Raw genomic sequence first — 17,880 nt, 5'->3', positions numbered from 1 at the left:
GAAAATCCTGAGCATTACCTCCCTTGGAACTACCAACAAAATCAAGAGATAACTCAGTCATAGACTGGGTTAGCGCCATTCTAAATAACTCAACTTGCCATGTCACACTATCCCGCCGTAAGCTCACAATCGTTTATATCAGCACTAACCCAGCGTTTAGAACGTGCTCCGATAGTAATCATTTTAGGTAAACGACCATCCTTGATCATTCTCCAGACAGTTACTTTGCTGATCCCTAGCCTATTTGCTAACTGATCTTGTGTGATAAATTCACTTTCGAAATACATGCGACCTCCTGTCAGATATTTATTTCTTGGGATATTTTAGTCGATCCTACCTTTTTATTTCATTTAATTTACATTAATTAGTTTTTTAGGTGTAAGTTGTTGTTTATGAGAGGTTATAGATTTAATGGAACAAAGCTTGGTAAGCGAAAGCCTTTTATTGAACTCCATGTAAGAGAGGTGTTTTATAAAACATATCTCATGGATCTGAGATCTACTGTTTAGCTGATGAGCTGTGAAAAAGATGATTGAATTAGAAAATAAATGAAGAAATATTTGATTGACTTATTAAGTGTAGGTTTTGGTGTAGGTTTTTTGTTGTGATCGTCTGTAATGCTTTGTTTTATTGCTATCAACACTGACGCATCATAGGCGTATGATTTGATTGCGTGAAAAGATCGTCTGTCATTGATTAGCTTTTGTATTTATTAAAGTTATTTTAGGATCGAGAAGTAAAAATAAAAATTGTTGAAATAGCTCGTGATCCTCAGTGTGTTTGAATGGTAAAATATTATCACTCGAAGCGCAAAGTAAGTTGCAATTATTTGGCAATTTAATACCACTGAAAACCACTGTATAAAACCGCGAAGTATGGCAAGTTAACTACTGTATAAATATATGGTAAAAATATTTATTTGAAATTAATATTAAATATTTAATGTGATTAATTCTAATAAATACAATATGTTAGTTCGATTTGTTGCGGTAGGGGTTGAAAAGGTTAAAATAAATAGTTGATACTGTACGATTATACAGTATACTGAGCGCATAACCACTGGATAAATAGAAAAACACTGGAGATATAAATGGACGCGAATAAAGAAAAAGCGTTATCTGCTGCCTTAGGTCAAATTGAACGCCAATTTGGTAAAGGGTCAATCATGAAACTAGGTGATAACCGCAGCATGGAAGTCGAAACGATTTCTACCGGCTCACTGGCTTTAGATGTTGCGTTGGGTGCTGGCGGCTTACCAATGGGGCGCGTGGTTGAAATTTATGGTCCAGAGTCCAGTGGTAAAACAACCCTTACCCTAGAAGTTATTGCCGAAGCACAACGCAATGGTAAAGTTTGTGCGTTCGTAGATGCCGAGCATGCCCTTGACCCTATCTATGCTGAAAAGCTTGGCGTGGATATCAATGAATTATTGGTGTCACAACCAGATACTGGTGAGCAAGCATTAGAGATCGTTGACATGCTAAGTCGCTCTGGTGCGGTTGATGTTATCGTTGTCGATTCTGTGGCTGCGCTTACGCCGAAAGCTGAAATTGAAGGCGATATGGGTGACTCTCATATGGGCTTACAAGCTCGTATGCTTTCACAAGCGATGCGTAAACTTACCGGTAACTTGAAGCAATCAAATACCATGTTAATTTTCATTAACCAAATTCGAATGAAAATTGGCGTGATGTTTGGTAACCCAGAAACGACTACTGGTGGTAACGCCCTGAAATTCTACGCCTCTGTACGTTTAGATATTCGTCGTATTGGTGCCGTAAAAGAAGGTGATGAAATTACCGGTAATGAAACTCGCGTAAAAGTAGTGAAAAATAAAATTGCACCACCATTTAAACAAGCCGAATTCCAAATTTTATACGGCTTGGGCATTAACAGCTTAGGTGAATTAATCGATTTGGGTGTGAAGCACAAAATGGTTGAAAAAGCTGGTGCCTGGTACAGCTGTATGGGCGAGCGTATTGGCCAAGGTAAAGCGAATGCAACTAAATACCTAGCTGAAAACACAGCCATGGCAAAAGAGTTAGAAGCTAAGCTGCGTGGCTTATTGTTAACCAGCGTAACGGATTCAGAAAAAGAAGCTGTTGAAGCGGAATAATTTATTTCGCAATTGATTACTTAAATCAAAATAAAAAGGATCTAAAGGCAAATTTAGGTCCTTTTTTCTGTTAAGGCAATCTGTTTAACCCCCGTTGTTCATAGGCTTAAGCTGATTGCTATTGACTAGATCAAAATTGGTAACGCAGGCTCAACAATAAATCGATACTAATAATATCATCAATGTAATAGATCGTTTGCTGTTCCTTGGTGGCGTATTGCAATTTATTTAAATCAACATATTGGAACGAAAATTGTGCTGACCATGGGCCTTGCCACTGGTATTCGAATCCAACGTGTACTTGCCATAACATCCCACCCGTAGAATCTTTTGCAGGAAGGTAACTGCCTCGATAGCGATTCCAACCCGATGCTTTGTGTTCGACATACCCTAAGCCAAAGCCGGTAAACGGGGTAAATTTACCAATAACGGGGAGTTCATATAAAAAATTAACTGCCAGAGACTGTGAATTTATGTCGATATTGATATGACCGCTAATGTTTCCTTTATAGTGCAACTCTGCCTTCGGTAATCCTAAATCGCCTTTTAAATCTGTGCGATACCGGTATGCATATTCAATTTCTGCGCGCCAGTTTCCGTAATCTTTACCGATACTAATAAGCCCGCCAAAAACAATGTCCATGGTGTCATGCTTAGATTTACTGGTATCTTGATCGGTATAAAAGTAAATGGGATCCGCTTCTAAATATTGCCCGTGAAAGCTAACATCGGAGGTTTTTGTATAGCTTATTATCAATGCGCTTTTAAAGTACTGCCCTGAGCCAGGTAAAGTTTCTTTAACTGGCTCAGCAACAGCCAAGAAAGGGACGTACAAAAAAATAATGCATAGACCTATTTTAAACATTAATGTATTCAAACCGGCTCGCTCTTTTTATTATTGCTCTAAAAAAGTATATATCAAATTGCGGAAACTCCCCGATAAATAGATTGTAATGCAGATATTCATTTAGCCATCTATACGTTTAGATGTTGACATTTCTATACGGTTAAGTAGTATTAAGTTTTTATCGCTGCTTTAGGTATTATCATGCCCATAAAAATTCCTGATCAATTGCCCGCATTATCGGTTCTTGGCAATGAGAATATTTTTGTGATGTCAGAAAATCGTGCGGTCAATCAGGATATTCGCCCGATGCAAGTGGCCATTCTGAATTTAATGCCGAATAAAATAGAAGCCGAAATTCAAATTTTAAGAATGCTTTCCAATACACCATTGCAAATCAACATTGAATTTGTCCGCCTTCACCTTAACGAATCAAAAAATACTCCGAAAGAACATTTGGATGAGTTTTATTGTTTATTCGATGACATTAAACACAAACATTATGACGGGCTTATCATCACCGGGGCGCCTTTAGGGCAGTTGAAATACGAACAGGTCAGCTATTGGCAGAAAATTGCAGAAGTATTTACCTGGGCTGATACTAACGTGACCTCGACTATGTACTCTTGTTGGGCGGCGCATGCGGCATTGTATTATCACCATGGTTTAAATCGCTTTCTACGGGATGAAAAATTATCGGGTGTTTATAACCATCATACCGTTGACCCAATGGAGTCACTCACTCGTGGCTTCGATGAAGAGTTTAAAGTACCGCATTCACGATATGGTGAAATAACGAAAGCGGATTATCAATCGATCCCAGAACTTAATATCTTGGCGCATTCAGAGCAAGCCGGAGTGTATTTAGTTGCCAGTAAAGATAAAAAACATGTGTTTGTTACCGGCCACTCCGAATACGATGCCGGTACGTTAAATGATGAATACCAACGAGATATCAGTGCCGGTGTTGCTGCACAGATCCCCGAGAATTATTACAAGCAAGATGACGTAACTTCTAAACCGAGTAACAGCTGGCGTAGCCATGGTTGTTTATTGTTTAGTAACTGGCTTAATTATTACGTATATCAAATTACCCCGTACAAACTGGAAACTTAGCTTAGTACTATAATTAGTCAATAACTATAGTCAGCCATTTAACCGTTTAGCATTCAGGAATTATTACCGTGAAATCTCCAACGACGATTTTATTAGAACAGCAGTTAGCAAACCGTATCTTAGTACTTGATGGTGCCATGGGCACCATGATCCAGGATCATAAGTTTGAAGAAAATGATTACCGTGGCCAACGTTTTGCAGACTGGCATTGCGATGTTAAAGGTAATAATGATTTATTGGTGTTGACCCAAGGTGAAGTGATTAAAGACATTCATCGTCAATATTTGCTGGCCGGCGCAGATATCATCGAGACCAATACCTTTAATGCCACTACCATTGCCATGGCTGATTACGACATGGAAGGTCTCAGCCGGGAGATCAACCTTGTGGCTGCGCAAATCGCCCGTCAGGCTGCCGATGAGGTTAGCGCAACCACCCCCGATAGACCGCGTTTTGTGGCCGGTGTGTTAGGGCCAACTAACCGTACCTGTTCGATTTCTCCTGATGTTAATAACCCAGAGTTTCGAAATGTCACCTTTGATCAGCTTAAAGAGGCGTATATCGAATCCATTGAAGCGCTAATCGAAGGTGGCGCCGATATTATCATGCTCGAAACCATTTTCGATACCCTCAATGCCAAAGCCGCGGTTTTTGCGGTAGAACATGTGTTTGCCGAGCAGGGCTATCGTTTGCCGTTGATGATTTCTGGTACCATCACCGATGCCTCAGGTCGAACCTTATCCGGCCAAACCACCGAAGCGTTTTATAACTCACTGCGCCATGCCAAGCCAATATCCTTTGGTTTGAACTGTGCTTTGGGCCCGGTGGAGCTGCGTCAGTACGTTGAAGAGTTAAGTAACATTTCCGATTTTGCCGTCTCTGCTCACCCCAATGCCGGTTTGCCAAATGCCTTCGGTGAATATGATTTTACCGTAGAAGATATGAACGAACACATTATCGAATGGGCGCAATCAGGCTTCTTAAACATCGTTGGTGGTTGTTGTGGTACCACACCAGCTCACATCAAAGGCATCGCTGATTCTGTTGCAAACATTTCGCCACGAGTGATAAAGGCGAAAAAAATCGCCTGTCGTTTGTCCGGCTTAGAAGCATTAAACCTGGATGAGAACAGTTTATTTGTCAACGTTGGTGAACGTACCAATGTCACTGGTTCGGCGATTTTTAAACGACTGATCACCGAAGAAAAATTTGACGAAGCCATTGCGGTGGCGTTGCAACAAGTGGAAAACGGCGCGCAAATTATCGATATCAACATGGATGAGGGCATGCTCGATTCCTATGGCGCTATGGTAAAGTTTTTGAACTTAATTGCCGGCGAACCGGATATCGCGAAAGTGCCCATTATGCTCGATTCCTCTAAGTGGGAAATTATGGAGGCCGGCCTTAAATGTATTCAAGGTAAAGGCGTGGTTAACTCCATCAGCCTGAAAGAAGGCGAGGACAAATTCAGAGAACAAGCCGAACTTGTCCGCCGTTATGGCGCGGCCGTGATTATCATGGCGTTTGATGAAGTCGGCCAAGCGGATACTAAAGAGCGAAAAGTCGAAATCTGTACTCGTGCTTATCGTCTTTTGGTCGATGAATTAGGCTTCCCGGCGGAAGATATCATTTTTGATCCAAACATCTTTGCCGTTGCTACTGGCATTGAAGAGCATAATAACTACGCTGTCGATTTTATTGAAGCCACCAAAGTGATAAAGGAAACCTTGCCGCATGCAATGATCTCTGGCGGGGTATCGAATGTATCGTTTTCTTTTCGCGGTAATAACCCGGTTCGAGAGGCGATACATGCCGTATTTTTATACCATGCGATAAAAAATGGCATGGATATGGGCATCGTCAATGCCGGTCAACTTGCCATCTATCAAGACATTCCAAAAGATTTATTAAAAGCAGTAGAAGACGTGGTGCAAAATAGCGATGAAGATGCCACCGAACGCTTATTAGATATCGCCGAACAATACCGCGGCACCGGCGGCAAGCAGGCGAGTAAAGTCGATTTAACCTGGCGCGAGTTACCGGTAAAAGCGCGCTTGCAGCATTCATTGGTAAAAGGCATTAATGAGTTCATTATTGAAGATACCGAACAGGCGCGACTGGAAGCACAAAGACCGTTAGATGTTATCGAAGGGCCATTGATGGATGGCATGAATGTGGTCGGCGACTTATTTGGTGAAGGCCAGATGTTCTTACCGCAAGTGGTAAAATCCGCCCGGGTAATGAAGCAAGCGGTAGCACATTTACAACCTTATATAGAGCTGGAAAAAACCGCAGCAAGCTCTAACGGCAAAGTGCTGTTAGCAACGGTGAAAGGCGATGTGCATGACATCGGCAAAAATATCGTTGGCGTCGTGTTGCAATGTAATAACTATGAAGTGATCGATCTTGGGGTGATGGTACCTTGCGAAAAGTTACTGCAAGTTGCTCGTGATGAAAGCGTCGATATCATCGGTTTGTCAGGCCTTATTACCCCATCTCTGGATGAAATGGTGCATGTGGCGAAAGAAATGCAGCGACAGGATTTTGACTTGCCATTATTAATTGGTGGCGCAACCACATCGAAAGCCCATACCGCGGTGAAGATTGAGCAGAAATATCAGCATCCGGTGGTGTATGTACCCAATGCTTCTCGCTCGGTATCGGTGGTGAATTCACTTTTAAGTGAACATCTTAAAGGCGACTTGGTTGCACGAACTGAAAAAGAATATGAAACCATTCGCGAGCGTTACAGCAAAAAAGGACCAAGATCTGATTTGTCGTCACTAACTTCTGCTCGTGAAAATGCCTTCCCATTAAGTTTTGCTGATTATACGCCGAAAACGCCAAACAAACTTGGGGTGACGGTCCTGGAAAACTTAGACCTAAATGAAGTACGTAACTACATCGACTGGACCCCCTTTTTCCTGACCTGGCAATTATCGGGTAAATACCCGAAAATTTTGCAACATGAATTAATCGGTGAAGAAGCAACGAAGTTGTTCAATGACGCCAATGCCATGCTTGATCACGTCATTAATGATAACTCCTTGCAAGCGAAAGCCGTGTTTGGTTTATTTCCGGCACACAGTATCGGTGATGACATTGAAGTTTATACCGATGAAAGCCGTGAGCAAGTGTTAAATACCTTATGTGGCTTACGCCAACAAACGAAGAAAAAATCGGGTCAATTCAACCGCTGTTTAAGTGATTATGTTGCCGGTAAAGACTCTGCGGTAGATGATTATGTTGGGGCATTTGCGGTATCGGCAGGCTTTGGTGCTGATCAGCTGGTACAGAAATATGATAGTGAACACGATACTTATAATTCAATTTTATTAAAAGCCGTGGCCGATAGATTAGCCGAAGCGTCGGCGGAGTATTTGCATGAGCAAATTCGTAAACATTATTGGGGTTATGCCAGTGATGAAAACTTGGATAATGATGCGTTAATCCGTGAGAGCTATCAAGGTATTCGTCCAGCTCCAGGGTATCCAGCCTGTCCGGAACATACTGAAAAAGCGACACTTTGGCAGTTACTGGATGTCGAAAATAACATTGGCATGGAACTTACTTCGAGTTTTGCGATGTGGCCAGGTGCTGCGGTTAGCGGCTGGTATTTCGCTCACCCTGACAGTAAATATTTTGCCGTGGCAAAAATTGATAAAGAGCAGGTACAAAGTTATGCCGAGCGTAAAGGCATGGCATTGACTGAAGCCGAACGATGGTTATCACCTAACCTGGATTACGACCCTGACCGATAAATAAAAAAAGGACGCTACGCGTCCTTTTCTATTTAATTCAGAGAGAATTAACTTAGAACTACCAAGGATGGTATAAGTTCTGTAAATCATCCATGATTTAATGATTATTCAATCTTTTTTACGTCAGCTGCCGGGCCGGTTTTTGGCATCGGCTTTTTGACAAAGGGGTCAACAGGCTGCTGCTGCAGTTTTTCAATTAGATATTCGATACCCGCCGTCAATTGTGCATCCTCCCCCATATAAGTTGTATACGGAAGATTATCGACTTCAATGTCGGGTGAAACTCCTGTTCCTTCAACCACCCAAGTGCCATCCAGGGCATATTGTGGCAACTCGGCCACCCGTGCCATGCCTTTATCGGTCAAACGGTTACGCCCGGTGAGCCAAACCCCGGCGCCGGTAGTTTGTTTACCAATAAGTGGCGCTAAGCCTAATGATTTAATGCCGGCAGAAAAGGTTTCGCCATCAGAATAGGTAAGTTGGTCGGTTAATACCACTAAATGGCCGTTAAACGTTTGCTGCATATTGCTATACGCGGCGCTATTACCTTCTTGCCAGTACATCCACACTTTACGCAGTAGCTTCTCAATCAGCCAACTGTCGATATTGCCGCCACGGTTGCGGCGCACATCAATAATCAGCGCATCTTTATTCACATTGGCGTAAAATTCTCGCGCAAAACTACTGATATCATTCGCCGTCATCGCGTTCATATGCAGATAGCCAATGTCTTTATTTGCCACCTTAGCAACCTTTTGCTGGTTGCTATGGACCCAGTCAAGATAGCGCAATTTAGCATCCTGACGACTTGTGATCGGTTGTACTATGGTTTTTAGTGTTTGTTTGCCACGTTTTAAGGTGAGTAATACTTGTTTACCCGCCTGGTTACGCAAAGCCTTGTGTACTTCGACAATGCTATTAATCGATTTACTGTTAATGGCAACAATAATATCTCCTGCTTTGGCATTCACCCCGGCTTTTGCTAAGGGAGCCGCGTGACTTGGTAGTTCAGCATCGGCCTGATAAATTTCACTGATTTTGACCGTCGATTTAAGCTGTTGGTATCTGGCGCCTAAAGTACTGGCTTTTGCCGCTTCGTTATCAAGGGGCATATCGCCACCACGCACTTGCGAGTGCAGGGCATTCAACTCGCCCATCATTTGGGAAAAAATATCATTTAATTCGCTGCGCGCAGTCACTCTGTCAACCAGCGGCTGATATTTTGCTTTCGTTGCTGCCCAATCCAGGCCGCGCATGTTTTTGTCGAACAAGAACTCTCGATGCATGAGCCAGGCATCCTGAAACATTTGCTGCCATTCATCCATTGGCGAGAACGCCAATTGCCAATGTTTTGAATTCACTTTTGCTTTGTTCAACTCTTTTGGCGCCGTATCAGCCGCTTTGACGATATAAATGTCGTTGTTGTCTGCCGACTTTTTCACTAGCACCATCTTTTTGCCGTTACTGGCCAGTTGGTAAGCGGAAATGTCAGTGGCAAAATTTGACAGTTTCGGACTGACATTATCAAATTTTAAATGTTTTAAATCCTTGTTAGCGCCATTTTTCTCTAGCAGATATAACCCCGATTTGTTCGCGGATAATGCGCTGTAATTTCCGGCTGGAACGGGCAGTTGAAATAATGTGTTGTTGATTTGTGTCCATAATGGTTTGCCTCTGTCGGCGTCATTTTTTTTTGTCGATTTTTTCTCGCTATCCGTTTCTGCTTTGGTGTGCGTAAGTTGATTCAACTCATTGGGTTGTTCAAAGGCAAATTTGGCTGTTGTCGTTAATGGGTAGGCAAATATTTGTACTCGCTTGTCAAAAGCCGGGCCCATATTTCTATCACCCCAGGGGGATCTCGGATTTGATTTGAAATGGCGTTCAGACAAGAAATACAGCCACTGGCCATCACGAGAAAATGCTGGAGAGTTTGACTCGTATTTATCGCTGGTTAGCTGCAGCTCTTTGTCATTGAGTAGCGAATATAATCGTATATTTGAGCGTTCTTGCTGTTGGTGATAACCGGCGAAGGCGATAAACTTGCTGTCAGCCGACCAGACCACTTGCTTAAATGCCGAAAACCCCGAGCCCATGCTAGCGATTTTTTTGTTGCTGCCTTTGTCTAAATTCAGTAGCCATAAGTTACCTTCACGATCATCATGAGCAATATATTTACCATTGGGTGACAGAGTGATATTCCAGCGAAAGGAATCACCGTTAGTGGTTAACTGTTTGTTATTACCACTGCCATCGGCAGCAAATCGCCAAATTTCATTTTCACCGCTACTGTCATTGATGGCATAAACCCATTTTCCATCATTGGCCAATATGGCACTGCGAGTACGGGATTTGGCAGGCGTGTCTATTTCAACCAGTCGATTTGAGTGTAAACCAGTAACAGCAAGCTTGCCGCGTGCAGTTATCACCACTTTGTCGGTGTTACCGGCAATGCTTGCATCGTTTAAATAATTTAAAGGATCGTTTAACCATTTCTCCTGACGCTGGGGAAAATCTGAAGTAAGGGCAATATCAACAAGTCTGTCTGTGCCATTGGCAATATTGTACTGTTTTATGTCTGCGCCCAGTTGATAAACGATTTTGTCGCCATGAATATCGGCAAGGCGTACTTGCCAGTCATTGTGTTTGGTTAGCTGCTGAATGTCAGTGCCATCTGTCGCCATAGACCACAAATTGTCATTACCGCTGGCATCGGAAATGAAATATAAGCGATTTTCAAATAACATCGGCTCTCTAGTTGAACCTTGATGTTGTTTGGTTAGCAATTGTGCTTCGTGTTTTGAACCTAGCTGATAACGCCATAATTGCCCTTGGGCACCGCCGCGATACACTTTGCTGTTATCGCCGGTTACTTGCAAGCCAAAACGGGTGAAGTAAATGAATTTGCCATCCGTATCAATTGTGCCCTCAATCGCATCCGCTAAAGGGATCGGGGTAACGTGTAAGTTGTTGATATTTACTGTTTTCAAGGTCCAGTAATTGGCCGGGCCAAAGCCTGAGTCGGTGGCATATAAAACCTCGCCATCAGGGCTCCATCCCTGAACCCGTACTCGTGAATTTTCATAAGTTAATCGTTTTGGCACACCGCCAGATATTGGCATCAGGTAGGCTTCAAAATTGCCTTCATAATTGGCAATATAAGCAACATATTTACCGTCGGGGGAAATGCTGGCCATCAGCTCTTCACTGGCGTGTGTGGTTAAACGCTTTGCTGCGCCTGAGTTGATATCACTGTGCCAAAGGTCACCTTCAGCAGTAAATACCACAGAGTTGTGATGTAATGCTGGTGCTCGAAAGTACCCCGGTTTATCTGCAGCATTTGCCGCAACAGCGCTTAACGTGAGTACACTGAACAAAAGAGATCGTTTGAAATTCATTGGCTTGCCTAAACAATATTATTTTTGTGCTAATAGTAATAACAAATAACCAGGCGAAATGTTGGTAAAAGTGTTAATAAGACATATTTTTTCACACTTTAATTGAAGATTGGCATAATGCAGGTAGAATAGCCTGATTGTGAGAAACCGCTGATAGCAAAGCAAGGAGTTAATGTAGGGTGATAAAAAAGGACGTTAAAAAAGCTGTCTACTCTTTATTGGCCAGACGAGAGCATTCTCAGCGAGAATTAAAGCAAAAATTGTTGCTAAGAGAGTTTGCTGAGACCGATATTATGCCGGTATTAGAGGCTTTATCCACACAAGATATTCAGAGCGAGCAACGGTTTGGTGAATCGATGCTTAGGCAGAGAATTAGCAAGGGCTATGGCTGGACTTATATTGCCGCAGAATTAAAGCAAAAAGGCTTAACAAGTGATATCATAGCGGCCGTTTATCAAAGCCAGCAAGTGGACTGGTTTTATCAGGCACAAATGGCCTATGAAAAACGCTTTGCTGATCGAGACATCATCGATCAAAAAGACAAAGCAAAACGAATAAGATTTTTACAATACCGCGGTTTTAGTTTTGAACAGATTTCAGCGGTATTAAACCTGGATTAATGTACTTACTCCAGTGATCAATTTACGCAAGTAAAGTATTTACCTCTGTAAAGTATTTAAGTAACGCAATTTTTTGGATTATGACCATGATTAAATCGAGTGCCGAAATCAGGCAGGCATTTTTAAACTTCTTCAGTGACCAGCAGCATCAAATCGTAGCAAGCAGCTCACTGGTTCCTGGCAACGATGCGACTTTGCTGTTTACCAATGCAGGCATGGTGCCATTTAAAGATGTGTTTTTAGGTGCCGAAAAACGTAGCTATAGCCGCGCCACATCGTCACAACGATGTGTAAGAGCCGGCGGTAAGCATAACGATTTAGAAAATGTAGGTTATACCGCCCGTCATCATACCTTCTTTGAAATGCTGGGTAACTTTAGTTTTGGTGATTATTTTAAGCAAGATGCAATCAAATATGCATGGGCATTTTTAACTGACGTTTTGCAGTTACCAAAAGAAAAACTCTTAGTGACCGTTTATGACAACGATGACGAAGCATTTAATTTTTGGGCCAATGAAATCGGCGTGCCGGTTGAAAAAATCATTCGCATTGGCGATAAATCTGCCGACAAAAAGTTTGAATCTGACAACTTCTGGTCGATGGGCGATACCGGTCCATGTGGCCCATGTTCGGAGATTTTCTACGATCACGGCGAACACATCTGGGGTGGCCCTCCGGGTTCACCTGAAGAAGATGGCGATCGTTTCATCGAAATTTGGAACTTGGTATTCATGCAGTTTAACCGCCAGGCCGATGGTACTATGGAACCACTTCCTAAACCTTCGGTTGATACGGGCATGGGCTTGGAGCGCATTGCCGCGATCATGCAAGATGTGCATTCCAATTACGAAATTGATATCTTTCAAGGCTTAATCAAAGCGGCAGCCAAGTTAGTTGGTTGCACCGATCTTGAACACAAATCTCTACGAGTGATCGCCGACCACATTCGCTCTTGTAGCTTTATGATTGCCGATGGCGTCAACCCTTCCAATGTCGGTCGTGGTTTTGTCTTGCGTCGCATCATTCGTCGTGCCGTTCGTCACGGTCACAAACTGGAAACGAAAACTCATTTCTTCCATCAGCTGGTTTCTGCCTTGGTTGAGCAAATGGGCAGTGCTTATCCTGAGTTGGTAAAACAACAAGCGGTAATTGAAAAAACCTTACGCATCGAAGAAGAGCAATTTGGCCGTACCTTAGATAGAGGGATGGCATTGTTGAGTGATGTGATTGCCAATTTAGATGGTAATGTGATACCGGGTGCCGATGTCTTCAAGCTTTACGATACCTTTGGTTTCCCTGCCGACTTAACCGCGGACATTGCTCGTGAAAAGCAGTTAACCATAGACCAGTCGGGTTTTGACGTTGAAATGCAAGCCCAACGCGAGCGCGCACAAAAAGCCAGTAACTTTGGTACTGATTATAATGAACAGTTAAAGTCTGACAAAGTCACCAATTTTGAAGGCTATGAAAATCACAACTTTAGTGCAACTGTGGTCGAGTTATTCAACAGTGAAGGCTCAGTTGCTACTTTAGCCGATGGTGAAACCGGGGTGATTGTACTCGATAATACTCCTTTTTATGCGGAATCTGGCGGCCAGGTAGGTGACAGCGGTAGCATTACCACAGATTCTGGTGTGTTTATCGTTTCCGATACGGTAAAACTTGGTAACGCCTTTGCTCATCATGGTGTTGCTCAGGGCGACATTCAACTAAATACCCGCGCCAACGCCGAAATTGATAGTGAACGTCGTGCTGCTATCATTAAAAACCATTCAGCCACGCATTTATTACACGCCGCTTTACGTGAAGTGTTAGGTGAGCATGTTATTCAAAAAGGTTCTTTGTGTGATCAAGATAAATTGCGTTTTGATTTCTCGCACTTTGAAGGGGTTACCGGCAAAGAGTTACGTACGGTGGAAAGTTTAGTCAACGATAGAATTCGTGCTAACGGCGCTCGTGAAACGGCATTGATGAACATTGAACAGGCAAAAGCGAAAGGTGCGATGGCACTGTTTGGTGAAAAATACGATGACGAAGTGCGAGTGGTGACCTTAGGTGATCACTCTACCGAGTTATGTGGTGGTGTACATGTGGACCGTACCGGTGACATCGGCGTACTTAAAATTACCTCTGAAGCAGGTATTGCTGCGGGAACTCGTCGTATTGAAGCGGTAACCGGTAGTGCGGCTATGGCGTTTATTGATCAACAAGCAGATAAATTACAAACCATAGCAACTATGGTTAAATCGGACCCTGCCAATACCTTGAGTAAAGTTGAACAATTGATTAAGAACTCAAAACAACTGGAAAAAGAGATCGCTCAGTTAAAGCAAAAACTGGCATCACAAGCGGGTTCCGACTTAATAAGTCAGGCTATTGCCATTAATGGCGTAAACACCCTTATCGCCGATGTTGCAGGATCAGATCCGAAAGCATTACGTGAAATGGTTGATGATCTTAAAAACAAGCTGGGCACTGGCATTGTGATGTTAGGTTTGGCTAACGGTGAAAAAGTCAGTCTTATCGCCGGGGTAACCAAAGATCTTGTTGGCAAAGTTAAGGCCGGTGATTTAGTGAAAATGGTTGCTGAGCAAGTTGGTGGTAAAGGTGGCGGCCGTCCTGATATGGCGCAAGCTGGTGGCACCCAGCCGGAAAACCTTACTGCGGCATTAGCGAGCGTTGAATCCTGGTTAACCGATAAACTGGCCTAGTGACGACTTTAATCTTGAGTGACAGCCGTTAATGGCCGTTATCGTACAAAAGTTTGGGGGAACCTCGGTAGGTTCCCTCGAACGTATTGAAGCCGTTGCTGAGCAAATTGTTAAAACCAAGCGCCAGGGCCATCAAGTTGTTGCTGTGTTGTCGGCGATGTCAGGCGAGACCAACCGCTTAACCAAACTGGCCAAATCTATAGACGGCAACCCATCGCCGCGCGAGCTTGATATGTTACTGGCCAGCGGTGAACAAGTATCTATCGCTTTACTTTCCATCGCGTTAATTAAGCGCGGCTTTTCCGCGGTATCCTTACTCGCCCATCAAATTGGCCTAACGACAAATAATCGCTTTAATAAAGCGCGAATTTTAAATGTTGATAATACCCGAATGTTACAAGAGTTACAGCAGGGCCATATTGTTGTTGTTGCTGGATTTCAGGGGGTTGACGATGAAGGCAACGTTACCACGCTAGGAAGGGGAGGTTCAGATACTTCCGCGGTAGCAATTGCCACGGCGTTGCAGGCGAAAGAGTGTCAAATCTTCACCGATGTTGATGGGGTTTATACCACAGACCCTCGAATTGATGACAATGCCAAAAAATTGAGTCATATCAGCTTTGATGAAATGCTGGAGATGGCAAGTTCGGGCGCAAAGGTGTTGCAAACCAGATCAGTGGAGTTTGCCGGTAAGCATAAAATGCCTTTAAGAGTATTATCAAGTTTTGCTGCGGGTGAAGGTACGAGCATCACTTTCGAGAAGGAAATCGACAAAGCTCATCCAGTATCTGCGATTGCCAGCCATAAAGATGAGGCGATGATCCGGTTAGTTGGGGTGCAACACGGGGCAACATTTCGGGATGAGTTATTTAGTGCTCTAGCCGATGCCGATATTGAAATTGATATGGTGGTACAAACATCGAGTTCAGCCGATGTTAATGCCAAATTGAATATTAATTTTACTGTGCATCGCTATGATTACTCCGTAGCGTTGCAACTGGTCCAGACGTTAGCAACTAGATTTCACATTGATGATGTCAGTGGCGATAAACAGCTGGTGAAAGTTTCTGCCATCGGTAATGGTATGCGTTCTCACACAGGTGTGGCAGCGAGTATATTCTCCAGTTTGCACCACAAAAATATAGATATATATTTGATCTCTACCGCTGAAATTAAAATTTCAGTGTTAGTGAAAGAGCAAGATTTGCACCTTGCCGTAAGAACATTACATAAAAAGTTTCAATTAAATACAATTATTTAGTCACTTTTGCTGAAATATTTGCTAAATTTCTACTATGTTGACGAATATTTTAAATTTACTGTTTATTTAATGGCCTTAGATTTGTTAACATGAATTTGATTTCTAATTATAATATGGGAGCATTAGGATGCTTATTTTAACAAGAAGAGTTGGTGAAACTCTAATGGTAGGTGACGATGTCACTGTTACTGTACTGGGGGTAAAAGGGAACCAGGTTCGCATTGGTGTAAACGCACCGAAAGAAGTTTCTGTTCATCGTGAAGAAATTTATATGCGAATTCAGGCCGAAAAAGGCGATTCTGACAATGCCGGTAACGCATAACTAGAAACGACCCCCTGAAAGTAATTTTTAAACTATTCCATTTAAAAGTTACTTTTATTCAATTAGCCAGCAATCGAACGTTTGGCTCAATTGAAAAATGATAACTTCAGCGTCACTTAATATACTAATCGGTTTGAAAAATACCCATCTTGTTTGAAAATCCAGCAAACAGGAAAAAAGACGAAAAAATCCGTTGACTTATTTTTCGAATCCATTAATATGCACGCCATTGGTGAGGTGGCCGAGAGGCTGAAGGCGCTCCCCTGCTAAGGGAGTATAGGCTTTAAACCCTATCGAGGGTTCGAATCCCTCCCTCACCGCCATTCTTTTGGCTAAGAATGAAAAAACGATTGCGGACGCGTAGCTCAGCTGGATAGAGTACCTGGCTACGAACCAGGCGGTCGCAGGTTCGACTCCTGCCGCGTCCGCCACTTTTCTTAAAGTGGCTCGTCAATCAAGTGTGAAAGTGAGGTTATCACTATAATCATAACGACCCTGATTTGGTATAAGCCGCTCAGCGTCCTTCTACCACCTTCCTCAAAGTGGTTAAATAATAGAGGGGTGAGGTTATCACTTTAATCATAACGACCCTGATTTGGTATAAGCCGCTCAGCGTCCTTCTACTACTTCCCTCAAAGTGGTTAAATAATAGAGGGTGAGGTTATCACTTTAATCATAACGACCGCGGACGCGTAGCTCAGCTGGATAGAGTACCTGGCTACGAACCAGGCGGTCGCAGGTTCGACTCCTGCCGCGTCCGCCACATTTGAAGACCCTGTTTTATCGAAAGGTAAAGCAGGGTTTTTACTTTTTGGAAAGACCCTGTTGGCGGGGTTTTAACCTCGCGCAATGCCGTAGGCAGTTAACGTGGCTTTTCCAAAGTGCGAGACTAAAGTCCCGCCAACTACGACCCTGATTTGGTATAAGCCGCTCAGCGTCCTTCTACCACCTTCCTCAAAGTGGTTAAATAATTGAGCAGTGAGGTTATCACTTTAATCATAACGACCCTGATTTGGTATAAGCCGCTCAGCGTCCTTCTACCACCTTCCTCAAAGTGGTTAAATAATAGAGGGGTGAGGTTATCACTTTAATCATAACGACCGCGGACGCGTAGCTCAGCTGGATAGAGTACCTGGCTACGAACCAGGCGGTCGCAGGTTCGACTCCTGCCGCGTCCGCCACATTTGAAGACCCTGTTTTATCGAAAGATAAAGCAGGGTTTTTACTTTTTGGAAAGACCCTGTTGGCGGGGTTTTAACCTCGCTGGTTGGCGGGGTTTTAACCTCGCGCAATGCCGCAGGCAGTTAACGTGGCTTTTCCAAAGTGCGAGAATGAATTTCCGCCAAAGTGCGAGACTAAAGCCCCGCCAACCAATGTTTTCAAAGCTCGATACGCGTTAGGAGGTCCCACACCTCGCTAATGCTCGTGATGGGATGACGTTTAACTGTACCCAGAAAATTTATGCCGTCATCCCCGAGGAGCACTAGCGACATCAGGGACCCCATTCGGGTGCAGCGTGCCTGAGTTAGGTACGCGGTTGGCGGGACTTCAATCTCGCGGTATGGCGATAGCCACTTCTTCTTACCTGCGCAATAACGCGAGGTTAAAACCTGAAGGATCCCCACAAGTTTAATCTCACGTTTCATTAACTAATTCAGTTAGAGCGAGCCTAAGTTCGCTCTTCGTTAGTCGATATTGCCTTCCTTGGTGCTGCAATAATCTCAATGCTAAATA

Annotated in this window: 10 protein-coding genes and 4 tRNA genes; 11 read left to right on the top strand and 3 right to left on the bottom strand. The window is 43.3% G+C overall.

Features of this window, described 5'->3' with window-relative positions:
* Positions 1-107: 107 nt before the first annotated feature.
* Complete coding sequence (locus ND16A_RS22010) at positions 108-287, bottom strand: helix-turn-helix transcriptional regulator (RefSeq protein ID WP_033078077.1); 180 nt, start codon at positions 285-287, stop codon at positions 108-110.
* 803 nt (positions 288-1,090) lie between these two features.
* Here ND16A_RS22010 and recA point away from each other — a divergent pair.
* A complete protein-coding gene (gene recA / locus ND16A_RS07060; RefSeq protein ID WP_033078076.1) occupies positions 1,091-2,116 on the top strand; it encodes a recombinase RecA in 1,026 nt (341 codons plus the stop codon).
* 130 nt (positions 2,117-2,246) lie between these two features.
* On the opposite strand, the gene ND16A_RS07065 is transcribed toward recA, so the two are convergent.
* On the bottom strand, positions 2,247-2,981 hold the full coding sequence (locus ND16A_RS07065) for an outer membrane protein (RefSeq protein WP_033078075.1): 735 nt from the start codon (positions 2,979-2,981) through the stop codon (positions 2,247-2,249).
* A 183-nt stretch (positions 2,982-3,164) separates the two neighbouring features.
* On the opposite strand from ND16A_RS07065, the gene ND16A_RS07070 reads away from it, so the two are divergent.
* A complete protein-coding gene (locus ND16A_RS07070) occupies positions 3,165-4,076 on the top strand; it encodes a homoserine O-succinyltransferase (protein ID WP_033078074.1) in 912 nt (303 codons plus the stop codon).
* Between the two features lie 59 nt (positions 4,077-4,135).
* Entirely contained in the window at positions 4,136-7,837 is a 3,702-nt protein-coding gene (gene metH / locus ND16A_RS07075; protein WP_443080354.1) for a methionine synthase, read from the top strand.
* Between the two features lie 104 nt (positions 7,838-7,941).
* On the opposite strand, the gene ND16A_RS07080 is transcribed toward metH, so the two are convergent.
* Positions 7,942-11,232, bottom strand: a complete 3,291-nt coding sequence (locus tag ND16A_RS07080; RefSeq protein WP_033078072.1) for a S41 family peptidase — start codon at positions 11,230-11,232, stop codon at positions 7,942-7,944.
* Positions 11,233-11,411: 179 nt separating this feature from the next.
* Here ND16A_RS07080 and ND16A_RS07085 point away from each other — a divergent pair, with 179 nt between their 5' ends.
* The 8 genes from ND16A_RS07085 to ND16A_RS07120 all read left to right on the top strand — a co-directional run bounded on the left by ND16A_RS07085 (position 11,412) and on the right by ND16A_RS07120 (position 17,327).
* Positions 11,412-11,852: a regulatory protein RecX gene (locus ND16A_RS07085; RefSeq protein WP_052073145.1), complete on the top strand. Its 441-nt coding sequence runs from the start codon at positions 11,412-11,414 to the stop codon at positions 11,850-11,852.
* A gap of 86 nt (positions 11,853-11,938) precedes the next feature.
* A complete protein-coding gene (gene alaS, locus ND16A_RS07090; protein WP_033078071.1) occupies positions 11,939-14,563 on the top strand; it encodes an alanine--tRNA ligase in 2,625 nt (874 codons plus the stop codon).
* A 31-nt stretch (positions 14,564-14,594) separates the two neighbouring features.
* Positions 14,595-15,824, top strand: a complete 1,230-nt coding sequence (locus tag ND16A_RS07095; protein ID WP_033078070.1) for an aspartate kinase — start codon at positions 14,595-14,597, stop codon at positions 15,822-15,824.
* 127 nt (positions 15,825-15,951) lie between these two features.
* Entirely contained in the window at positions 15,952-16,146 is a 195-nt protein-coding gene (csrA, locus tag ND16A_RS07100; protein WP_033078069.1) for a carbon storage regulator CsrA, read from the top strand.
* Positions 16,147-16,377: 231 nt separating this feature from the next.
* Positions 16,378-16,469 (top strand) — tRNA-Ser (locus tag ND16A_RS07105).
* A 31-nt stretch (positions 16,470-16,500) separates the two neighbouring features.
* Positions 16,501-16,577, top strand: a tRNA-Arg gene (locus tag ND16A_RS07110).
* 255 nt (positions 16,578-16,832) lie between these two features.
* A tRNA-Arg gene (locus tag ND16A_RS07115) sits at positions 16,833-16,909 on the top strand.
* Positions 16,910-17,250: 341 nt separating this feature from the next.
* Positions 17,251-17,327 (top strand) — tRNA-Arg (locus ND16A_RS07120).
* The last annotated feature ends 553 nt before the right edge of the window (positions 17,328-17,880 follow it).

Source organism: Thalassotalea sp. ND16A, assembly GCF_000764205.1.
Taxonomy (GTDB): domain Bacteria; phylum Pseudomonadota; class Gammaproteobacteria; order Enterobacterales; family Alteromonadaceae; genus Thalassotalea_A.
This window is presented reverse-complemented; position numbering and strand designations above follow the sequence as displayed.